This window comes from Labrys neptuniae (assembly GCF_040797145.1).
GTDB classification, from domain to species: Bacteria; Pseudomonadota; Alphaproteobacteria; order Rhizobiales; family Labraceae; genus Labrys; species Labrys neptuniae.
This window is the reverse complement of the sequence record NZ_JBFNQD010000003.1, coordinates 41,239-58,098: the sequence shown is the minus strand read 5'-3', so window position 1 is coordinate 58,098 and position 16,860 is coordinate 41,239. Positions and strand designations below refer to the sequence as shown.

Here is a 16,860-nt window from a genome sequence, read left to right as displayed (position 1 = left end):
CAGAAGCCGCAATGGGCGCATGGGTGGGCTCGCCGGGCTAAGGGGGGAGGCCGATTTTCCTTGTGTCTAGCCCCTTGCTTCTCAAACTTAACTGATGCAATCGGCGGCAAAGCCGTTATAACCGCCGCCTGATCCCAGGCAGATTCCTCCTGATCGCGCCCATGACGCGATCAGGAGGAATCTGTAAAAGACCGAACTCCGCTTGAGACGCATCGTCCGATAACCCGAACAGCACAAGGTTGCCATGACCCCTGACGACATGAAGCGCGAAGCAGCCCGAGCCGCGCTCGCCCATGTCGAAAGCGGCATGAGGCTGGGCCTGGGCCATGGCTCGACGGCCAAGCACTTCGTCGACCTTTTGGGCGAGAAGGTGCGCGACGGGCTCGATGTCATTTGCGTGCCGGCCTCCGAATTCACCCATGACCAGGCCAAGGGCCTGGGTATTCCCTTGACCACACTCGACGAGACGCCCGAACTCGATCTGGCCGTCGACGGCGCCGACGAGATCGGTCCGGCTCTCGGGTTGATCAAGGGCGGTGGCGGCGCGTTGCTGCGCGAGAAGATCGTCGCAGCGGCGGCGGCCTCGATGCTGGTGATCGCCGACGAATCCAAGGTCGTGCCCGTGCTCGGGCGCTTCCCGCTGCCGGTGGAGGTCATTCCCTTCGGCTTCGGTGCGACCCGGGCAGCGGTGGAACGTATTGCCGCGAAACTCGGACTTTCCGGTGAATTGCGCCTGCGTCATCAGCCTGACGGCCTTGTTTTCGTCACGGATGGCGGGCACCACATCCTTGATTGCCACTTTCAACAGATCCCCGATCCCGCTGCCCTGGCGGCGGGCCTGTCCACCATTCCCGGTGTCGTCGAACACGGACTGTTTCTCGGATATGCCAAAGGCGCTTATGTCGCCGGCTCTTCGGGAGTCCGCTTCATCGGGCCAGCCTGATTTGTGATGGGAGTTCCATGATGCTTCGTCAACGCCATGTTTGTGGGCAGGTTCGCGTCTTGGCCGCCGCCATGGTCGCCGGACTGCTCGCAAGCGCCGCAGCGCTGCCAGCTTCGGCGCAGAATGCCACGCCGGCGCCCACGGCCGAGGTGCCGACTGGCAACGCCGCCCAGCCCACGCCCGAGCAGCTGGCGACGGCCGTGCAGTTTCTCAAGGCTTCCGGCCTTACCGTCGGTTTCGACGACATCATTCCGCAATATCTGCAGCAGGCCACCACCATCTATACGGGCCAGCGTCCCGAGCTCAGCCAGCTGATCAACGAGGCCGCGATCTCGCTGGTACCCGAATTCATGAAGAAGCGGGTCGAGCTCGATAACAGCCTCGCCAAGTTCTACACCACGCGTTTCAGCGAGGACGAACTCAAGCAGCTGATCACGTTCTACGAGAGCCCGGTCGGCAAGAAGCTCGCTACCCAGCAGCAGATCATCCTGCGCGATTCGATGCCGGTGGTGCAGGGCTGGACGAGGGACCTGCAGGACGGCGTGATGAAGCGGGTACGCGAAGAGGTGGAGAAGAAGGGCGGCAAGCTCGGCCCGTCGCCGGCCGACGCTCCCGCCGAGGCACAGGCTCCGGCCAAACCCGCCCAATAAATCCGCATACCGGACTTGTTAAGAAGCGGGATTGATCGCATCAATCCCGCTTCTTACGTTCAGGGCGTTGTGCTCACATAACTGACGCGACCTTTGTCATGCCCGGGCTTGACCCGGGCATCCAAGGACGCCCTCCTCGAGCCTGGAGGGGAAGAACTGGATTGCCGGGTCAAGCCCGGCAATGACAAAGCTTGAGCCAAACCAATTCGTTTGTTGACGGGCGAATCCTAGGCTTCTTTTTTGCCCTCGGGGCACCGGAAATCAGGCTGTACCATGTCGCAATTCGACTATGATCTGTTCGTGATCGGCGCAGGATCCGGTGGGGTGCGCGCCGCCCGTATCGCAGCTTCGCATGGCGCGCGGGTAGCCATCGCCGAGGAGTTCCGGGTCGGCGGCACCTGTGTCATTCGTGGCTGCGTGCCCAAGAAGCTCTATGTGCTGGCCAGCCGTTTTGCCGATGAGTTCCGTGAGGCTGCAGGCTTCGGCTGGACGGTGCCCGAGGCCGAATTTTCCTGGCCCAAGCTCGTGGCCGCGAAAGAAGCCGAGATTAGCCGGCTGGAACGGGCTTATTCGGCCAATCTGGAAAAATCGTCGGTAGCGACTTTCCCGAGTCGTGCCGTGATCACCGCCCCGCACACCGTGCAGCTCGATGGGGGACGCAGCTTCACCGCCGGCCGGATCCTGATCGCCACCGGCGGGGCGCCGGTCAAGCCGAACGTGCCGGGCGTCGAGTTCGCCATCACCTCCAACGAAGTCTTCTACCTGCCGGCCCTGCCGGAGACGATGATCATCGTCGGCGGCGGCTACATCGCAGTCGAGTTCGCCTGCCTCCTGCAGAGGCTCGGCGTGAAGGTGACCCTGGTCTATCGCGGGGAGGCGATCCTGCGCGGTTTCGACGACGACGTTCGCCGGGTGTTGACCGAGGCGATGAGTGCAGCCGGCATCGAGATCCTGATCCGTACGGACCTCAAGCACATCGAGGAGGACAAGGCCGGCGGGCGGCGGGTCACCCTCACCAACGGCCAGACGCGCCATGTCGGCGAGATCATGGTGGCGACGGGGCGCAAGCCCAATACTGTGGGTCTCGGTCTCGAAACGGTCGGGGTGGAAATCAACACTGCCGGCGCCATCGCGGTCGACGACCAGTCGCGCACCACGGCGCCCGGGATCTGGGCGGTGGGCGACGTCACCAATCGCATCAATCTCACCCCCGTCGCCATCCGCGAGGGGCATGCCTTTGCCGATACCGTCTTCGGCAACAAGCCCTGGCTCGCCGACCATCGCCTGGTGCCGACGGCCGTGTTCTCGACCCCGGAAATCGGTACCGTCGGCTTGAGCGAGGAAGAAGCGCGCGCCGAATGCGGTGGCGGCGTCACCATTTTCCAGACCTCGTTCCGGGCCATGAAGGCCACCCTGTCGGGTAGCGGCGACCGTGTCTTCATGAAGCTGGTCGTCGACAAGGTGACGGATAAGATACTTGGTGTGCACATCGTCGGCGAAGGGGCGGCCGAAATGGCCCAATTGTTGGCGATCAGCGTCAAGATGGGCGCGACAAAGGCCGATTTCGATGCCACGATGCCGTTGCATCCAAGCGCGGCCGAGGAATTGGTGACGATGCGCACGCCCGTCCGCTAAGCCGGCCTTTACCAACCCGGCTGCAGAGTGCGCGCCGTGCGATAGCGGCGATTCCCCCGCTTGGATATCCGGCCGCTACGCATCAGAAGGCGGCAGGGCAGGCGGTTCGGGGAGGGCATGATGCGGGCTCCTGTGGTGATTTTCGGCGCGGTCGCCGCTGGCATGGTCATGCTGGCGAACGCGGCTTGGGCGCTCAATCTCACCCCGCCTCATGGGCGGCATGTCCCACCCTTGCGCGCCGCGCCAGTCCAGCCGCAGACGGAAGAAGCCGTTACGGACTGTGATCGCCTCGCGGCAAGTCCCGAGGACAGCCAGAAAGTCGTGGATGGCGTTGCCTTGGAGGCGCTCGACGGTACGCTGGCCCTGGCACGCTGCGAGGAGGCCGCCGGCCGCTATCCCGCCGTCGCGCGCTTTCAGTTCCAGCTCGGGCGTGCCCAGGAAAAGCTCGGCAATGATCGGGCCGCTCTCGAAGCCTATCGCAAGGCAGCCGATCTCGGCAGCCTGATCGCGGCCTTTTCGGCCGGGGTGCGCGAACGTGACGGTGTCGGTATTCCGAGCAATGACGCCGAGGCGAACCGCCTGTTCAAGCTCTGCGCCGACAAGGGCGATGCCGACTGCCTCAATTCTCTGGCCTATCAATATCAGGTCGGGCGCGGCGTAAAGGTCGATCCGGTTGAGGCACTGGCGCTCTACAAGAAGGCGGCGGAGGCAGGGCTGGCCGCCGCCAATGTCAATCTCGGCTTTCTCTATCGGGATGGCGAGGGCGTCACCCAGGATTTCGCGGAAGCGGCCCGGCAGTTCCAGGAGGCGGCCGACAAGGGCGATCCGGCGGGAGCCCGCAATCTCGCTCTGGCCTATCAGAGCGGGCAGGGTGTGCCGAAGGATGGCGCCAAAGCGATCGCCCTGTTCCAGGCTGCCGCCGACCAGGGCGACGACGATGCGCTGGTGAAGATCGCCTATGCCTATCTCAGCGGCGACGGTGTGCCCAAGGATGAAGCCAGATCGGTCACCTATTATCGCCTGGCTGCCGATCGCGGCAACACCGACGGCATGGCGGGGCTTGCCTTTGCCTATGCCAATGGCACCGGCATTCCGGCCGATGGCAAAGCGGCGGCCCTGTGGTTGATGCGGGCGCTCGCGGCCGGCAACGACTACAGCTTCAAGCAGCTCACCGACCACTGGGGGGCCTGGGGCCTGGATACCCGCATGGAAGTACAGTCGATCCTGGTCGACCGCGGCCTCTACAGCGGCAAGACCAAGGGTACGCTCAATCGCGAGACCTTGAAGGCGCTCAAGATCCTGGCGGGGCGGGAGAATTGAAGATCCGCCATTCAGCCGCCCCCTTCATTCGACGGCGCGTTTCCAGGAGCCGGCTGAAGGCCAGCGATCCGGCAAAAACGGTCCCAACCTGCTCGAAGATTTCGTAAATGAGACTGAAAACCACGGCTTTACGCTGGTTTTCTATTGGCCGGACGCGTATAGAACCGGCCTTCGCCGGAAAACGCCGGCCTCGTGAAAGTATCATAGTCGTGCAGGGCGGCTATAGCCGGTTCGCCCTGAGAACAGGAAGTATACTCATGTCCGAGCGTTGGACACCGCAGAGCTGGCGTTCCAGACCGATCCAGCAGTCGCCCGTCTATCCCGACGAAAAGGCTCTCAACGACGTCGAGGCGACGCTCGCGACCTTCCCGCCGCTCGTTTTTGCCGGTGAAGCACGCAAGCTCAAGCGCCAGCTCGCCAAGGTTGCCGCCGGAGAGGCCTTCCTGCTCCAGGGCGGCGATTGCGCCGAGAGCTTCGCCGAGCATGGCGCCGACAATATCCGCGACTTCTTCCGCGTCTTCCTGCAGATGGCCGTGGTGCTCACCTTCGCCGGCTCCTCGCCGGTGGTGAAGGTCGGCCGCATCGCCGGCCAGTTCGCCAAGCCACGCTCGGCGCCCACCGAGAAGGTCGGCGAGATCGAGCTGCCCGTCTATCGCGGCGACATCGTCAACGGCACCGAATTCACCGCCGAGGCCCGCATTCCCGATCCGCGGCGCCAGCTCGAAGCCTATCGCCAGTCGGCGGCGACGCTCAACCTGCTGCGCGCCTTCGCCAGCGGCGGCTATGCCAATCTCGCCCATGTGCATCAGTGGATGCTCGGCTTCGTCAAGGACTCGCCGCAGAGCTCGAAATATCAGGCTCTGGCCGAGCGCATCACCGAGACGCTCGACTTCATGCGCGCCTGCGGCATCGATCCGGAGTTGCATCCGGAGATGCGCATCACCGATTTCTACACCAGCCACGAGGCCCTGCTGCTCGGCTATGAGCAGGCGATGACCCGCATCGATTCCACCTCGGGCGATCCCTATGCGACCTCGGGCCATTTCGTCTGGATCGGCGACCGCACGCGCCAGCTCGACCACGCCCATGTCGAGTTCTTCCGGGGCGTCAAGAACCCGATCGGCCTGAAATGCGGCCCCTCGCTCAAGCCCGACGAACTGATCAAGCTGATCGACATCCTCAACCCGGAAAACGAGCCGGGTCGCCTGACCCTGATCGCCCGCTTTGGCCATGACAAGGTCGAGCAGCATCTGCCCGAACTCATCCGCGCCGTGAAGCGCGAGGGCCGTTCGGTGGTGTGGTCCTGCGATCCGATGCATGGCAACACGGTGAAGGCGATGAACGGCTACAAGACCCGGCCGTTCGACCAGATCACCGGCGAGATCAAGAGCTTCTTTGCCGTGCACCAGGCCGAAGGCACCTATGCCGGCGGCCTGCATCTGGAGATGACCGGCAAGAACGTCACCGAATGCACCGGCGGCGCCCGTGCCGTGAGCGAAGCCGATCTCGCCGATCGCTACCACACCCATTGCGATCCGCGCCTCAATGCCGAGCAGGCCATCGAGGTCGCCTTCATGGTGGCGGACCTGGTCAAGAAGGAGCGTTCCGGCCAGGTCAAGCCGAGCATCATCGCGGCAGAGTGACGGCGCGCGCCGTCATTCCCCTCGATCGGACAATCGATATGTCGAGAGGCGGGTCCGTTGGCCCGCCTCTTGGCTTTTCAGGCATTGACCGAGAGGACATTCCCGGCCCGAGCGGGGATTGCGCCGACTTTCCTTCAATCCTGCATCTGTCGGCGATTGTCCCATCATAGCCATGGGGCAGGGTTGCCTTGCCAAGCAACGCAACCCCGTGGATCCCGATGCTGTCCAGACGCCGTTTCCTGCTCAAAGCCGGCCTCGCCACGCCTTTCCTGTCCGGCGGCTACGCCTTCGGCGTCGAGCCGCAGCGTCTCGTGACGACACGCTACCGAATCTCGCCCGGCAATTGGCCTGCCGCACTGGTCCTCAGGATCGCCGTGCTCGCCGACATCCACGCCATCAATCCCTGGATGAGCCCTGCCCACATCGAGCGGATTGCGCGCGCCACCAACGCCCTCGACCCCGACATCGTGCTGCTGGCCGGCGACTACGAGGCCAGCATGCCGCTCTATGGTGTCGGCTCCTATGTCTCGATGGAGGATTGCGCCGAGGCGCTATCGCTGCTTCGGGCGCCTTTGGGCGTGCATGCCGTGCTCGGCAATCACGATCTGGGACGCCGTGGCAGGGGCGGCGACAATGTCCGGCGCGCTTTCGCCGCTTTCGGTATTCCCGTCATGGAGAACAAGGCGGTCCGGCTGGAGAAGAAAGGGAGGGGATTCTGGCTGCTCGGCCTGGGAGACCAGTGGGGAGGTATCCATCGCAGAAGGCTCGACGACCTGCCGGGCACCCTGGCCCAGATGAGCGATGGCTCGCCGGCAATCCTGCTGGCCCATGAACCCGACATCTTTGCCGAGCTGCCGCAACTCGATCACGAACGCCGCATTGCCCTGACGGTCTGCGGACACACCCATGGCGGACAAGTCAGTTTCCCCTTCTATGGTCCGAGAGGCGTGCCCTCCCGCTTCGGCAGGCGTTTTGCCTATGGCCATATCGTCGAGGACGATCGTCATCTGGTGGTTTCCGGCGGCTTGGGCATGACCGGCCTGCCTGTGCGCTTCGGCGTGCCGCCCGAGATCGTGATGGTCACGCTCGGGGGCGGCAGCTCACTGGCGACCTAACACGTCACCGATGCCCGGTTCGCGCACGACGAATGCGCTTTCTTTCCATCGCTCCTGCATATCGTTGCTGCTGCAGCGCCACAAAGATGCGCGAAGATCGTTTCCTTCGTTGCAATACCCCACGGTTCCGCATGCTCTCCAGACGCAATTTCCTCCTCAAGGCCGGCCTTGCCACGCCTCTTCTGTTCGGCGGCTACGCCTTCGGGGTCGAGCCACGACGGTTGCTGGCGACGCAGTACCAAGTCGCACCGCGCCAATGGAGAAGCGGACCGACGCTGCGCATTGCCGTGCTTGCCGACATCCATGCCATCAATCCCTGGATGACCCCGGCCCACATCGAGCAGATCGCCCACACCACCAATGCCCTCAAACCCGACATCGTGCTGCTGGCGGGTGACTACGAGGCCGGCATGGGGCGCTTCGGCGTCGGTTCCTTCGTGCCGATGTCCGAATGCGCCAGGGCGCTTTCCATCCTGCGCGCGCCGCTCGGCGTGCATGCCGTGCTCGGCAATCACGATATCGGCTGGCATGATGGCGACAATGTCCGCCGTGCCTTCAAGGCTCATGGCATCCATGTCATGGAGAATGCGGCGCTGCGGCTCGAGAAGGACGGACGGCCCTTCTGGCTGCTCGGCCTCGGCGATGGCAATTACGGCCTGGACGATCTGCCGGGTACGCTTGCCAAGGTGGGCGACACCGCCCCGGCGATCCTGCTGGCCCATGAACCGGACATCTTCGTCGACGTGCCCGATCATGTCGCCCTGACGGTCTGCGGCCATACGCATGGCGGGCAGGTGGTCCTGCCTGGCGTCGGGGTCATTCATGTGCCCTCGCGCTATGGCAACCGCTTTGCCTATGGCCATATCGTCGAGGGGGATCGCCACCTCGTCGTCTCGGGTGGCCTTGGCATGACGGGTCTGCCGGTGCGCTTCGGCGTGCCGCCCGAGATCGTGCTGATCACCCTGGGGGCAGGGGCGCCTCCGACGGTCTAATCCGTTTGCAACTCAGCTAAAGTTGTGAAACACAACGAACTCGTCAGACAAATGGGGCGGGTTCGAATGGCCATGACTTACGACACCATCATCGTCGGCGGCGGCTCGTCGGGCTGCGTCACCGCCATGCGGCTCGTGCGCGATCTTGGCCAGCGCGTCCTGATGCTGGAAGCCGGCCCCGCCCGCATGAACCCGATCATGCACATGCCGGCCGGCTACATGAAATATCTGGCCAAGGACACCTATCTCACCATGCACAAGATGGAGCGCCAGCCCCAGCTCGACGGGCGCGCCACCATCGTGCCTCAGGGCCGGGTGCTCGGCGGCGGTTCCTCGGTCAACGCCATGGTCTATATGCGCGGCCAGCCTGACGACTATGACAATTGGGCCGAGAATTACGGGGCGGAGGGCTGGCGCTATGCCGATATCCTCCCCCATTTCATTGCGATGGAAGGCAATGCCGACCTGAACACGCCGGTGCATGGCACCGCCGGCCCGCTCAAGGTCACGAGGCCGCTCCATACCTGCGAGATGACGAAGGCCTTCCTCCAGGCGCTGCCGTCCCTGGGCGAGCCGCTCAATCCCGATTTCAACTCCGGGCGCCAGCGCGGCGTGGGCCTGATGCAGGGCACCATGGATCCGGTGGCCAAGCGCCGCTGCTCGGCCGTGGACGCCTTCCTGCCGCTGGTGCGCGGCGACGAACGTCTCACCATCACCACGGAAGCGATTGTGACCCGCCTCGTCATCGAAGGCAACCACTGCACGGGGGTCGAATATGTGGAAGGCGGGCGGACTCACAGGGCCTCCGCCGCAACGGTGATCCTGGCCGCCGGGACCTATGTCACGCCCAAGCTCCTGATGCTGTCCGGCATCGGCCCGGCCGACCACCTCCTGCGCCACGGCATCAAGCCCAAGGTGGATCTGCCGGGCGTGGGCGAGAACCTGCAGGATCATTGCGAGGTGCCGCTGATCGCCGCCTCCAACGGCCGTTACGGCTATTTCGGTCAGGACAAAGGCTGGAACATGATCCGCAACGGCCTCGACTACCTGTTGCGCAAGCAGGGGCCGGTGACCACCACGGGCGTGGAAGCCTGCGTCTTCACCAATCCCGACGACGCGCAGGCCGATGCCTCGCTGAAGATCTATTGCGTGCCGACCGTCTATCTCGACCGCGACATCACCGACGTCACTGCCTGCGACGGCGTCACTTTCACCACCTGCCTGCTCAGGCCGAAATCGCGGGGGACAGTGAAGTTGCGCTCAGCGGATCCACTCGAGCCACCGGTCGTCGATGGCGGCTTCCTCAAGCATGCCGAGGATATCCGCCTGATGATCGCGGGCCTGCGTTTTGCCCGTTCCTTTCTGACCGCCTCGCCCATCAAGGAGAAGATTTCCCATGAGATGCTGCCGGGCGCTGACAAGGTTTCCGATGCCGATCTGCACGCCCATTGCAAGCGCATGGTCAAGACCAATTACCATCCGGTCGGGACGGCGCGCATGGGCCGGGACGATGATCCGATGGCGGTGCTCGATTCCCAACTGCGCGTGCGCGGCGTCGAGGGACTGCGTGTGTTCGATTGCTCGGTGATGCCCGAGATCGTCAGCGCCAATACCAATGCTCCAGTCATGGCCATCGCACACCGCGCCGTGGAATGGCTGAAGACGAGCTGAGCCTTGGAGGGGTGCTTGCCGGTTCTGTCACATAACTGAAATATTCCTGCACTACGGGCTTCATCAAAGCATGGGCCTATGGCGCCCGAGACATGCCCGGCCGATCGAAGCGGCCTTCTCGCAAGGAGTATTCGCATGACCACGCCAGCGGATAGCAGACCCAATCTCGACCGCATCCGGCAGGAGATTGCCGACGGCTATGACGAGGAGCTGGAACTGGAGCTGGAGGAGGCCCGCCTCGACCGTATCCTGGGGGATGCGCCCGAGCTGGAGGAGCGCGATACGCTCGACCGCAAGATCTATTTCCGCGAGCTCTTCCGCCTGCAGCACGAACTGGTCGAACTGCAGGACTGGATCCAGCACAACAAGCTGCGGGTGGTCGTGCTGTTCGAGGGGCGCGATTCCGCCGGCAAGGGCGGCGTGATCAAGCGCATTACCCAGCGCCTCAATCCGCGCATCTGCCGCGTGGCAGCCCTGCCGGCACCCAGCGAGCGCGAGCGCACGCAATGGTACTTCCAGCGCTATGTCGCTCATCTGCCGGCCGGCGGCGAAATGGTGCTGTTCGACCGCAGCTGGTACAACCGGGCGGGTGTCGAACATGTCATGGGCTTCTGCACCGATGCCGAATATGAGGAGTTCTTCCGCTCCGCGCCGGAATTCGAGCGCATGCTGGTGCGCTCGGGTATCATCCTGTTGAAATACTGGTTCTCGATCACTGACGAGGAACAGGAATTCCGCTTCAACATGCGCATCCAGGATCCGCTCAAGCAGTGGAAGCTGAGCCCGATGGACGTGGAATCCCGTCGGCGCTGGGAAGACTATACCCGGGCCAAGGAAGTGATGCTGGAGCGTACCCATATTCCCGAAGCGCCCTGGTGGGTGGTCGAGGCGGTCGACAAGAAGCGCGCACGCCTCAACTGCATCAGCCATCTGCTCAATCAGATCCCCTATGGCCAAGTCGAGCATCCGCCGGTGATCTTGCCCGACCGCGAGCGCCATGAAGACTATGTGCGCCATCCCGTGCCGTCGGAAATGTACGTGCCGAAGACGTACTGAGAGGTTGAGGGCGGGTCTTCGGACCCGCCTTTTCCTGCGGCCGAGGATGCCTGCTTGCCCGACCGGTTCGAAGATCGGCGCGCTCGTCTGTTCTCATCTCTTTTCGGCATGATCTCATCATTTGAAGCGCGGCTGGTTTTGGCTTAGGCCTGTGAACCCAAACAGGTACAAGGGAGCCGCCCGATGTCGCTCGTCGATCATGTCAAATCCACCCTGACGGAAATCGCCAAGGACGGTTTGTGGAAGAGCGAGCGCGAGATTGCCGGCCCGCAACGCGCCCGCATCGAAGTGGCCGCCGAGGCCGGCCGGCGGCCGATGCTCAATCTGTGCGCCAACAATTATCTGGGCCTGGCCGACAATCCCGAGATCATCGCCACCGCCAAACAGGCCATGGACGGCCATGGTTTCGGCATGGCCTCGGTGCGATTCATCTGCGGAACGCAGACCCTGCACCGCGAACTCGAGCGCACCATCGCCCGCTATCTCAACAAGGATGATGCTATACTCTTCGCCGCCTGTTTCGACGCCAATGGCGGGGTGTTCGAGCCCCTGCTCGGCGCCGAGGACGCCATCATCTCCGACAGCCTGAACCATGCCTCGATCATCGACGGCGTGCGCCTGTGCAAGGCCAAGCGCTATCGCTTCGCCAATGGCGACATGAACGATCTCGAGGTGCAGTTGCAGGCGGCCAAGGTGGACAATGCCCGCCACATCATCATCGCCACCGACGGCGTGTTTTCCATGGACGGCTATCTCGCCGACCTGAAGACGCTCACGGATCTTGCCGGGCGCTACGGGGCGAATGTGATGGTGGATGATTGCCACGCCACCGGCTTCATCGGTCCCGAGGGGCGCGGCACGCCCGCTCGCGCCGGGGTGGAGGACAAGGTCGATATCCTCACCGGCACGCTGGGCAAGGCCTTGGGTGGCGCCATGGGTGGCTATGTCGCCGCCAGCCAGCCGATCATCGATCTCCTGCGTCAGCGTGCACGTCCCTATCTTTTCTCCAATTCTTTGGCCCCGCCGGTTGCGGCCGGCTCAATGAAGGCGATCGAACTGGCTCAGGCGGGCGATGACTTGCGCGAAAAACTGTTCGCCAACACCAGGCGTTTCCGCGCCGGGCTGGAGAAGGCCGGCTTCGAACTTCTGCAGGGTGAGACGCCGATCATTCCGGTGATGCTGCATGATGCGCGGCGCGCCCAGGAGATGGCTCGGGCGCTCGACGAGCGCGGCGTCTATGTCGCCGGGTTCTTCTTCCCGGTGGTGCCGAAGGGCAGGGCGCGCATCCGCACCCAGATGTCGGCCGGGCTGACGGAAGCTGACATTGATTTTGCCATCGACGCCTTCACCGATGCCGGCAAGGCTTTGGGCGTGATCTGATCTTTTTGCGTGATTGGCTTTGCAGGATGTAGTATTGTAACTACATATCCTGCGGAGGTCTCCGATGAAGCACATGAGCAGCCGGGAGTTCAATCACGACATCGGCAAAGCCAAGCGCGCCGCGGAGGAAGGCCCGCTCGTGATCACCGATCGCGGCAAGCCGGCCTTCGTGTTGCTGAAGCATGAGGAATATCAGCGCCTTGTCGGGGAAGAGCCAAGCATCGTGGATTTGCTCCGCCAGGACGAACCGGAAGCGGATTTCGATTTCGAGCCGCCGCGCTTGCGTGAGATCGTGCGCAGGGAGACGGTATTCGACTGATGTTCCTGCTGGATACCAATGTCCTCTCCGAGTTGCGTCGTCCTCGTCTTGCCGCGCCAAAGCTTCTCGAATGGGCTTACGCCACCGCCAGATCGAGACAATTCATCTCTGCAGTCACCTTGATGGAACTCGAAATTGGCGTGTTGTCGATCGAGCGGCGTGATCCCGCGCAAGGCGGAGTTCTTCGTAACTGGTTGGTTGGCAAAGTCGAGCCCAGTTATGATGGCCGGATTTTACAGTTTGGATCTCGGACCGCGCAGATATGTGCGCGCCTGCCTGTCCCGGACCGGCGTCCCGAACGGGATGCGATGATTGCGGCTACGGCCTTGGAGCATGGCCTGACCATGGTCACCCGAAATGTCGCCGATTTTAGCCCCCTCGGCGTTCCTGTCTTCAACCCCTGGCAAGCCTGAAGGCCTCCCAAGAAAGCCCTGACAGATGAAAGCCCTCGTCAAATCCAAGCCCGAACCCGGCCTTTGGTTTTCGGACAATGAGCCGATGCCTGAACTCGGTCCCAACGATGTCCTGGTGAAGGTGCGGAAAACCGGCATCTGCGGCACCGACATCCACATCTACAAATGGGACGCCTGGGCCCAGAAGACTGTGCCGGTGCCGATGATCGTCGGTCATGAATATGCCGGCGAGATCGTCGAGATCGGCTCGGCCGTGCACAGCCTCAAGATGGGCGAGCGGGTGTCCGGCGAAGGCCATGTCATCGGAATGAAGAGCCGGGCGACGCGGGCAGGGCGCTTCCACCTCGATCCCGACACCCGCGGCATCGGCGTCAACATGCCCGGCGCCTTCGCCGAATATGTGAAGGTACCGGCCTTCAACATCGTGCCGCTGCCCGATGAGGTCGACGACGAACTCGGCGCCATCCTCGATCCGCTCGGCAATGCGGTGCACACGGCGCTGTCCTTCGATCTCGTCGGCGAGGACGTGCTGATCACCGGCGCCGGCCCGATCGGCATCATGGCCGGGGCCGTCGCCCGCCATGCCGGTGCCCGCCATGTCGTGATCACCGACATCAATCCGGTCCGCCTCGACCTTGCTGCCAAGGTGGCCGATGTCGTGCCGGTCAACGTCGCCAAGGAAGATCTGCGCGACGTGATGACCCGCCTGAGGATGAAAGAAGGCTTCGATGTCGGCCTGGAGATGAGCGGTGCACCGGCGGCTTTCCAGCAGATGCTCGACGTCATGCTGATGGGCTCCAAGATCGCCATGCTTGGCATTCCCGCCACGCCCTTTGCCGTCGACTGGAACAAGATCGTCTTCAAGATGCTGACCATCAAGGGCATCTATGGCCGCGAGATGTTCGAAACCTGGCACAAGATGCTGGCCATGCTGCAGAGCGGGCTCAATATCCGCCCGGTGATCACCCACCGCCTGGCCGTCGCCGACTATCTCGAGGGCTTCGAGACGATGGCGCGCGGCGAGTGCGGCAAGATCGTGCTTGACTGGAATGCCTGAAGGGCAGGGGTGGCCGATTGCGTCTCGGCGAGGACGATCCATGAGGTCCGTGCATCATGGGTCGTTGACAGGTTGAGGCACTAATCTATCATTCGTCGTACCATTGCAGCGAAAGATCGGCCGCTGCAGTGACGAAAATTGAGGTACGTAACTCATGAAATCGGGAGGCACTATGGGATTGTTTCAAAAACTGTGTCTGGCGAGCGCCTTGGCTGCCGGCATTCTCGTGACACCGGCCTTGGCACAGGACAAGGGCACCGTCGGCATCGCCATGCCGGACAAGACGGTCGAGCGCTGGATCGACGACGGCAAGAATGTCGTCAAGCAGTTGGAAGCCAAGGGGTATGGCGCCGATCTGCAATATGCCAATGGCGATATTCCCGGCCAGCTCGCCCAGATCGAGAACATGCTGACCAAGGGCGACAAGGTGCTGGTAATCGCGGCGATCGACGGCACCACGCTGGCCGATGCTCTCAAGGCCGCCGCCGCCAAGGGCGTCAAGGTTATCGCCTATGACCGCCTGATCCGCAATTCGGAGAATGTCGACTATTACGCCACCTTCGACAATTTCCAGGTCGGCGTGCTGCAGGCCCAGTCGCTCGAGACCGCCCTCGGTCTCAAGGCCGGCAAGGGCCCCTTCAACATCGAGCTGTTCGGCGGCTCGCCGGACGACAACAACGCTTTCTTCTTCTACAATGGCGCCCTGTCCGTTCTTCAGCCTTATCTCGACAGCGGCAAGCTGGTGGTGCAGTCCAAGCAGATGGGCATGGACAAGGTCGGTACGCTGAACTGGGACGGCTCGCTCGCCCAGTCGCGCATGGATAACCTTCTCTCCGCCTTCTACACCGACAAGAAGGTCGACGCGGTGCTCTCGCCGAACGACACCCTGGCCCACGGCATCGTCGCCTCGCTGAAGGCGGCCGGCTACGGCTCGGGCGACAAGCCCATCCCCTTCATCTCCGGCCAGGATGCGGAAGTCGCATCCGTCAAGGCGATCATCGCCGGTGACCAATATTCCACCGTCTTCAAGGATACCCGCGACCTGGCCAAGGTGTCGGTCGGTATGGTCGATGCCGTGCTCTCCGGCGGCAAGCCCGAGATCAACGATACCAAGAGCTACGACAACGGCAAGAAGGTGGTGCCGACCTATCTGCTCAAGCCCGTCCTGGTCACCAAGGACAACTGGAAGCAGGTGCTGGTCGACAGCGGCTACTATAAGGAAGATCAGTTGAAGTAGGGGCTCGGGACGTCGAGCGGTAACCCGCGACCGCAACGCCGGCCGTTCCCCTGGCCGGATTGACATGCGATGACGAGAGGCGTCACCGTCGCTCTTATGGGCCGGTGGCGCATCATCTGTTTGCTAATTGTATTACCAATTGACAAGCATCGGAAAGCTCTTATGAATTCTGAGCCTCGCGGGAAGAAACACCCCTTGGCGGCACGGTTCTGGACGCATTCGGCTGTGCCCCGGGGGTGAGAAGAGGCTCCATTGGAGCCGCTTCGATTCCCGATGTCGGCTGAGGGGCTATTTCTAGACCCGGTTCGTCCCGGACCGGGAAAACGTCAACTTGGGAGAGAGACGTGAAACTATTCAAATCCTTGCTTTTGGCTGCTGCCTTCGGTGCGATCACCCTCGCATCGCCGGCCCTTGCCCAGGATAAGGGGCCTGTTGGCATCGCCATGCCGACCAAGACTTCGGAGCGCTGGATCGACGACGGCAACAATGTCGTCAAGCAGCTCCAGGCCAAGGGCTATGCCACCGACTTGCAATATGCCGACGACGATATCCCCAACCAGCTCGCCCAGATCGAGAACATGCTGACCAAGGGCGACAAGGTCCTGGTGATCGCCTCGATCGACGGCACCACGCTCGCCGACGTGCTCAAGGAGGCTGCGGCCAAGGGCGTCAAGGTCATCGCCTATGACCGCCTGATCCGCAATTCGGAGAATGTCGACTACTACGCCACCTTCGACAATTTCCAGGTCGGCGTGCTGCAGGCCCAGTCGCTGGAGAGCGGCCTCGGCCTCAAGGACGGCAAAGGCCCCTTCAACATCGAGCTGTTCGGCGGCTCGCCCGACGACAACAACGCCTTCTTCTTCTACAACGGCGCGATGTCGGTGCTGCAGCCTTACATCGACAGCGGCAAGCTGGTGGTGCAGTCCAAGCAGGCAGGCATGGACAAGGTCGGTACGCTGCGCTGGGACGGTTCGCTCGCCCAGTCGCGCATGGATAACCTTCTCTCCGCCTTCTACACCGACAAGAAGGTCGACGCGGTGCTGTCTCCCTATGATGGCCTGTCGCGCGGCATCATCGCTTCGCTGAAGGCGGCCGGCTACGGCTCGGGCGACAAGCCCATGCCCTTCATCTCGGGCCAGGATGCGGAGGTCGCATCCGTCAAGGCGATCATCGCCGGCGACCAGTACTCGACGATCTACAAGGATACGCGCCAGCTCGCCAAGGTCTCGGTCGACATGGTCGATGCCGTGCTCTCCGGCGGCAAGCCCGAGATCAACGACACCAAGAGCTACGACAACGGCAAGAAGGTGGTGCCGACCTATCTGCTCAAGCCCGTCCTGGTCACCAAGGACAACTGGAAGCAGGTGCTGGTCGATGGTGGCTACTACAAGGAAGACCAGCTGAAATAAGTGGTCGTCCTTAAAACCAT

At 62.9% G+C, this 16,860-nt stretch carries 15 protein-coding genes; all 15 read left to right on the top strand.

What is annotated here, in order from left to right:
• Positions 1-244 precede the first annotated feature (244 nt).
• The 15 genes from rpiA to chvE (ABXS05_RS10975) all read left to right on the top strand — a co-directional run bounded on the left by rpiA (position 245) and on the right by chvE (ABXS05_RS10975) (position 16,840).
• Positions 245-943 (top strand): ribose-5-phosphate isomerase RpiA, encoded by a 699-nt coding sequence (rpiA, locus tag ABXS05_RS11045; protein ID WP_311933222.1) that lies wholly within the window; start codon positions 245-247, stop codon positions 941-943.
• A 20-nt stretch (positions 944-963) separates the two neighbouring features.
• Entirely contained in the window at positions 964-1,593 is a 630-nt protein-coding gene (locus ABXS05_RS11040; RefSeq protein WP_367623944.1) for a DUF2059 domain-containing protein, read from the top strand.
• Positions 1,594-1,866: 273 nt separating this feature from the next.
• Positions 1,867-3,228: a glutathione-disulfide reductase gene (gene gor, locus ABXS05_RS11035; protein WP_367623943.1), complete on the top strand. Its 1,362-nt coding sequence runs from the start codon at positions 1,867-1,869 to the stop codon at positions 3,226-3,228.
• A 117-nt stretch (positions 3,229-3,345) separates the two neighbouring features.
• Entirely contained in the window at positions 3,346-4,548 is a 1,203-nt protein-coding gene (locus tag ABXS05_RS11030; RefSeq protein ID WP_367623942.1) for a tetratricopeptide repeat protein, read from the top strand.
• Between the two features lie 257 nt (positions 4,549-4,805).
• Positions 4,806-6,191: a class II 3-deoxy-7-phosphoheptulonate synthase gene (locus ABXS05_RS11025; protein ID WP_311933218.1), complete on the top strand. Its 1,386-nt coding sequence runs from the start codon at positions 4,806-4,808 to the stop codon at positions 6,189-6,191.
• Between the two features lie 218 nt (positions 6,192-6,409).
• Positions 6,410-7,306, top strand: a complete 897-nt coding sequence (locus ABXS05_RS11020; RefSeq protein WP_367623941.1) for a metallophosphoesterase — start codon at positions 6,410-6,412, stop codon at positions 7,304-7,306.
• Positions 7,307-7,437: 131 nt separating this feature from the next.
• The gene (locus ABXS05_RS11015) at positions 7,438-8,298 is read left to right on the top strand and encodes a metallophosphoesterase (protein ID WP_311933215.1); all 861 of its coding nucleotides are present in this window, start codon (positions 7,438-7,440) and stop codon (positions 8,296-8,298) included.
• Between the two features lie 66 nt (positions 8,299-8,364).
• Positions 8,365-9,969, top strand: coding sequence for a GMC family oxidoreductase (locus tag ABXS05_RS11010; protein WP_367623940.1), 1,605 nt, complete (start codon positions 8,365-8,367; stop codon positions 9,967-9,969).
• 135 nt (positions 9,970-10,104) lie between these two features.
• Positions 10,105-11,025, top strand: coding sequence for a polyphosphate kinase 2 (gene ppk2 / locus ABXS05_RS11005; RefSeq protein WP_311933213.1), 921 nt, complete (start codon positions 10,105-10,107; stop codon positions 11,023-11,025).
• A gap of 183 nt (positions 11,026-11,208) precedes the next feature.
• Positions 11,209-12,405, top strand: a complete 1,197-nt coding sequence (locus ABXS05_RS11000; RefSeq protein ID WP_367623939.1) for a glycine C-acetyltransferase — start codon at positions 11,209-11,211, stop codon at positions 12,403-12,405.
• Between the two features lie 64 nt (positions 12,406-12,469).
• Positions 12,470-12,724 (top strand): type II toxin-antitoxin system Phd/YefM family antitoxin, encoded by a 255-nt coding sequence (locus ABXS05_RS10995; RefSeq protein ID WP_068287089.1) that lies wholly within the window; start codon positions 12,470-12,472, stop codon positions 12,722-12,724.
• Positions 12,724-13,137 carry a type II toxin-antitoxin system VapC family toxin gene (locus ABXS05_RS10990; protein WP_367623938.1) on the top strand — a complete coding sequence of 138 codons (414 nt, stop codon included), beginning with the start codon at positions 12,724-12,726 and terminating at the stop codon, positions 13,135-13,137. Before ABXS05_RS10995 ends, ABXS05_RS10990 begins: the two co-directional genes overlap by 1 nt.
• 25 nt (positions 13,138-13,162) lie before the next feature.
• A complete protein-coding gene (gene tdh, locus ABXS05_RS10985) occupies positions 13,163-14,194 on the top strand; it encodes an L-threonine 3-dehydrogenase (RefSeq protein WP_367623937.1) in 1,032 nt (343 codons plus the stop codon).
• 172 nt (positions 14,195-14,366) lie between these two features.
• Positions 14,367-15,431 carry a multiple monosaccharide ABC transporter substrate-binding protein gene (chvE, locus tag ABXS05_RS10980; protein ID WP_311933209.1) on the top strand — a complete coding sequence of 355 codons (1,065 nt, stop codon included), beginning with the start codon at positions 14,367-14,369 and terminating at the stop codon, positions 15,429-15,431.
• A gap of 344 nt (positions 15,432-15,775) precedes the next feature.
• On the top strand, positions 15,776-16,840 hold the full coding sequence (gene chvE / locus ABXS05_RS10975) for a multiple monosaccharide ABC transporter substrate-binding protein (protein WP_367623936.1): 1,065 nt from the start codon (positions 15,776-15,778) through the stop codon (positions 16,838-16,840).
• Positions 16,841-16,860 lie beyond the last annotated feature (20 nt).

Bases quoted from the DNA above. Each gene is read 5' to 3' on its own strand.
- rpiA (WP_311933222.1), top strand. From the start codon at position 245: ATGACCCCTGACGACATGAAGCGCGAAGCAGCCCGAGCCGCGCTCGCC.
- ABXS05_RS11040 (WP_367623944.1), top strand. From the start codon at position 964: ATGCTTCGTCAACGCCATGTTTGTGGGCAGGTTCGCGTCTTGGCCGCC.
- gor (WP_367623943.1), top strand. From the start codon at position 1,867: ATGTCGCAATTCGACTATGATCTGTTCGTGATCGGCGCAGGATCCGGT.
- ABXS05_RS11030 (WP_367623942.1), top strand. From the start codon at position 3,346: ATGATGCGGGCTCCTGTGGTGATTTTCGGCGCGGTCGCCGCTGGCATG.
- ABXS05_RS11025 (WP_311933218.1), top strand. From the start codon at position 4,806: ATGTCCGAGCGTTGGACACCGCAGAGCTGGCGTTCCAGACCGATCCAG.
- ABXS05_RS11020 (WP_367623941.1), top strand. From the start codon at position 6,410: ATGCTGTCCAGACGCCGTTTCCTGCTCAAAGCCGGCCTCGCCACGCCT.
- ABXS05_RS11015 (WP_311933215.1), top strand. From the start codon at position 7,438: ATGCTCTCCAGACGCAATTTCCTCCTCAAGGCCGGCCTTGCCACGCCT.
- ABXS05_RS11010 (WP_367623940.1), top strand. From the start codon at position 8,365: ATGGCCATGACTTACGACACCATCATCGTCGGCGGCGGCTCGTCGGGC.
- ppk2 (WP_311933213.1), top strand. From the start codon at position 10,105: ATGACCACGCCAGCGGATAGCAGACCCAATCTCGACCGCATCCGGCAG.
- ABXS05_RS11000 (WP_367623939.1), top strand. From the start codon at position 11,209: ATGTCGCTCGTCGATCATGTCAAATCCACCCTGACGGAAATCGCCAAG.
- ABXS05_RS10995 (WP_068287089.1), top strand. From the start codon at position 12,470: ATGAAGCACATGAGCAGCCGGGAGTTCAATCACGACATCGGCAAAGCC.
- ABXS05_RS10990 (WP_367623938.1), top strand. From the start codon at position 12,724: ATGTTCCTGCTGGATACCAATGTCCTCTCCGAGTTGCGTCGTCCTCGT.
- tdh (WP_367623937.1), top strand. From the start codon at position 13,163: ATGAAAGCCCTCGTCAAATCCAAGCCCGAACCCGGCCTTTGGTTTTCG.
- chvE (WP_311933209.1), top strand. From the start codon at position 14,367: ATGGGATTGTTTCAAAAACTGTGTCTGGCGAGCGCCTTGGCTGCCGGC.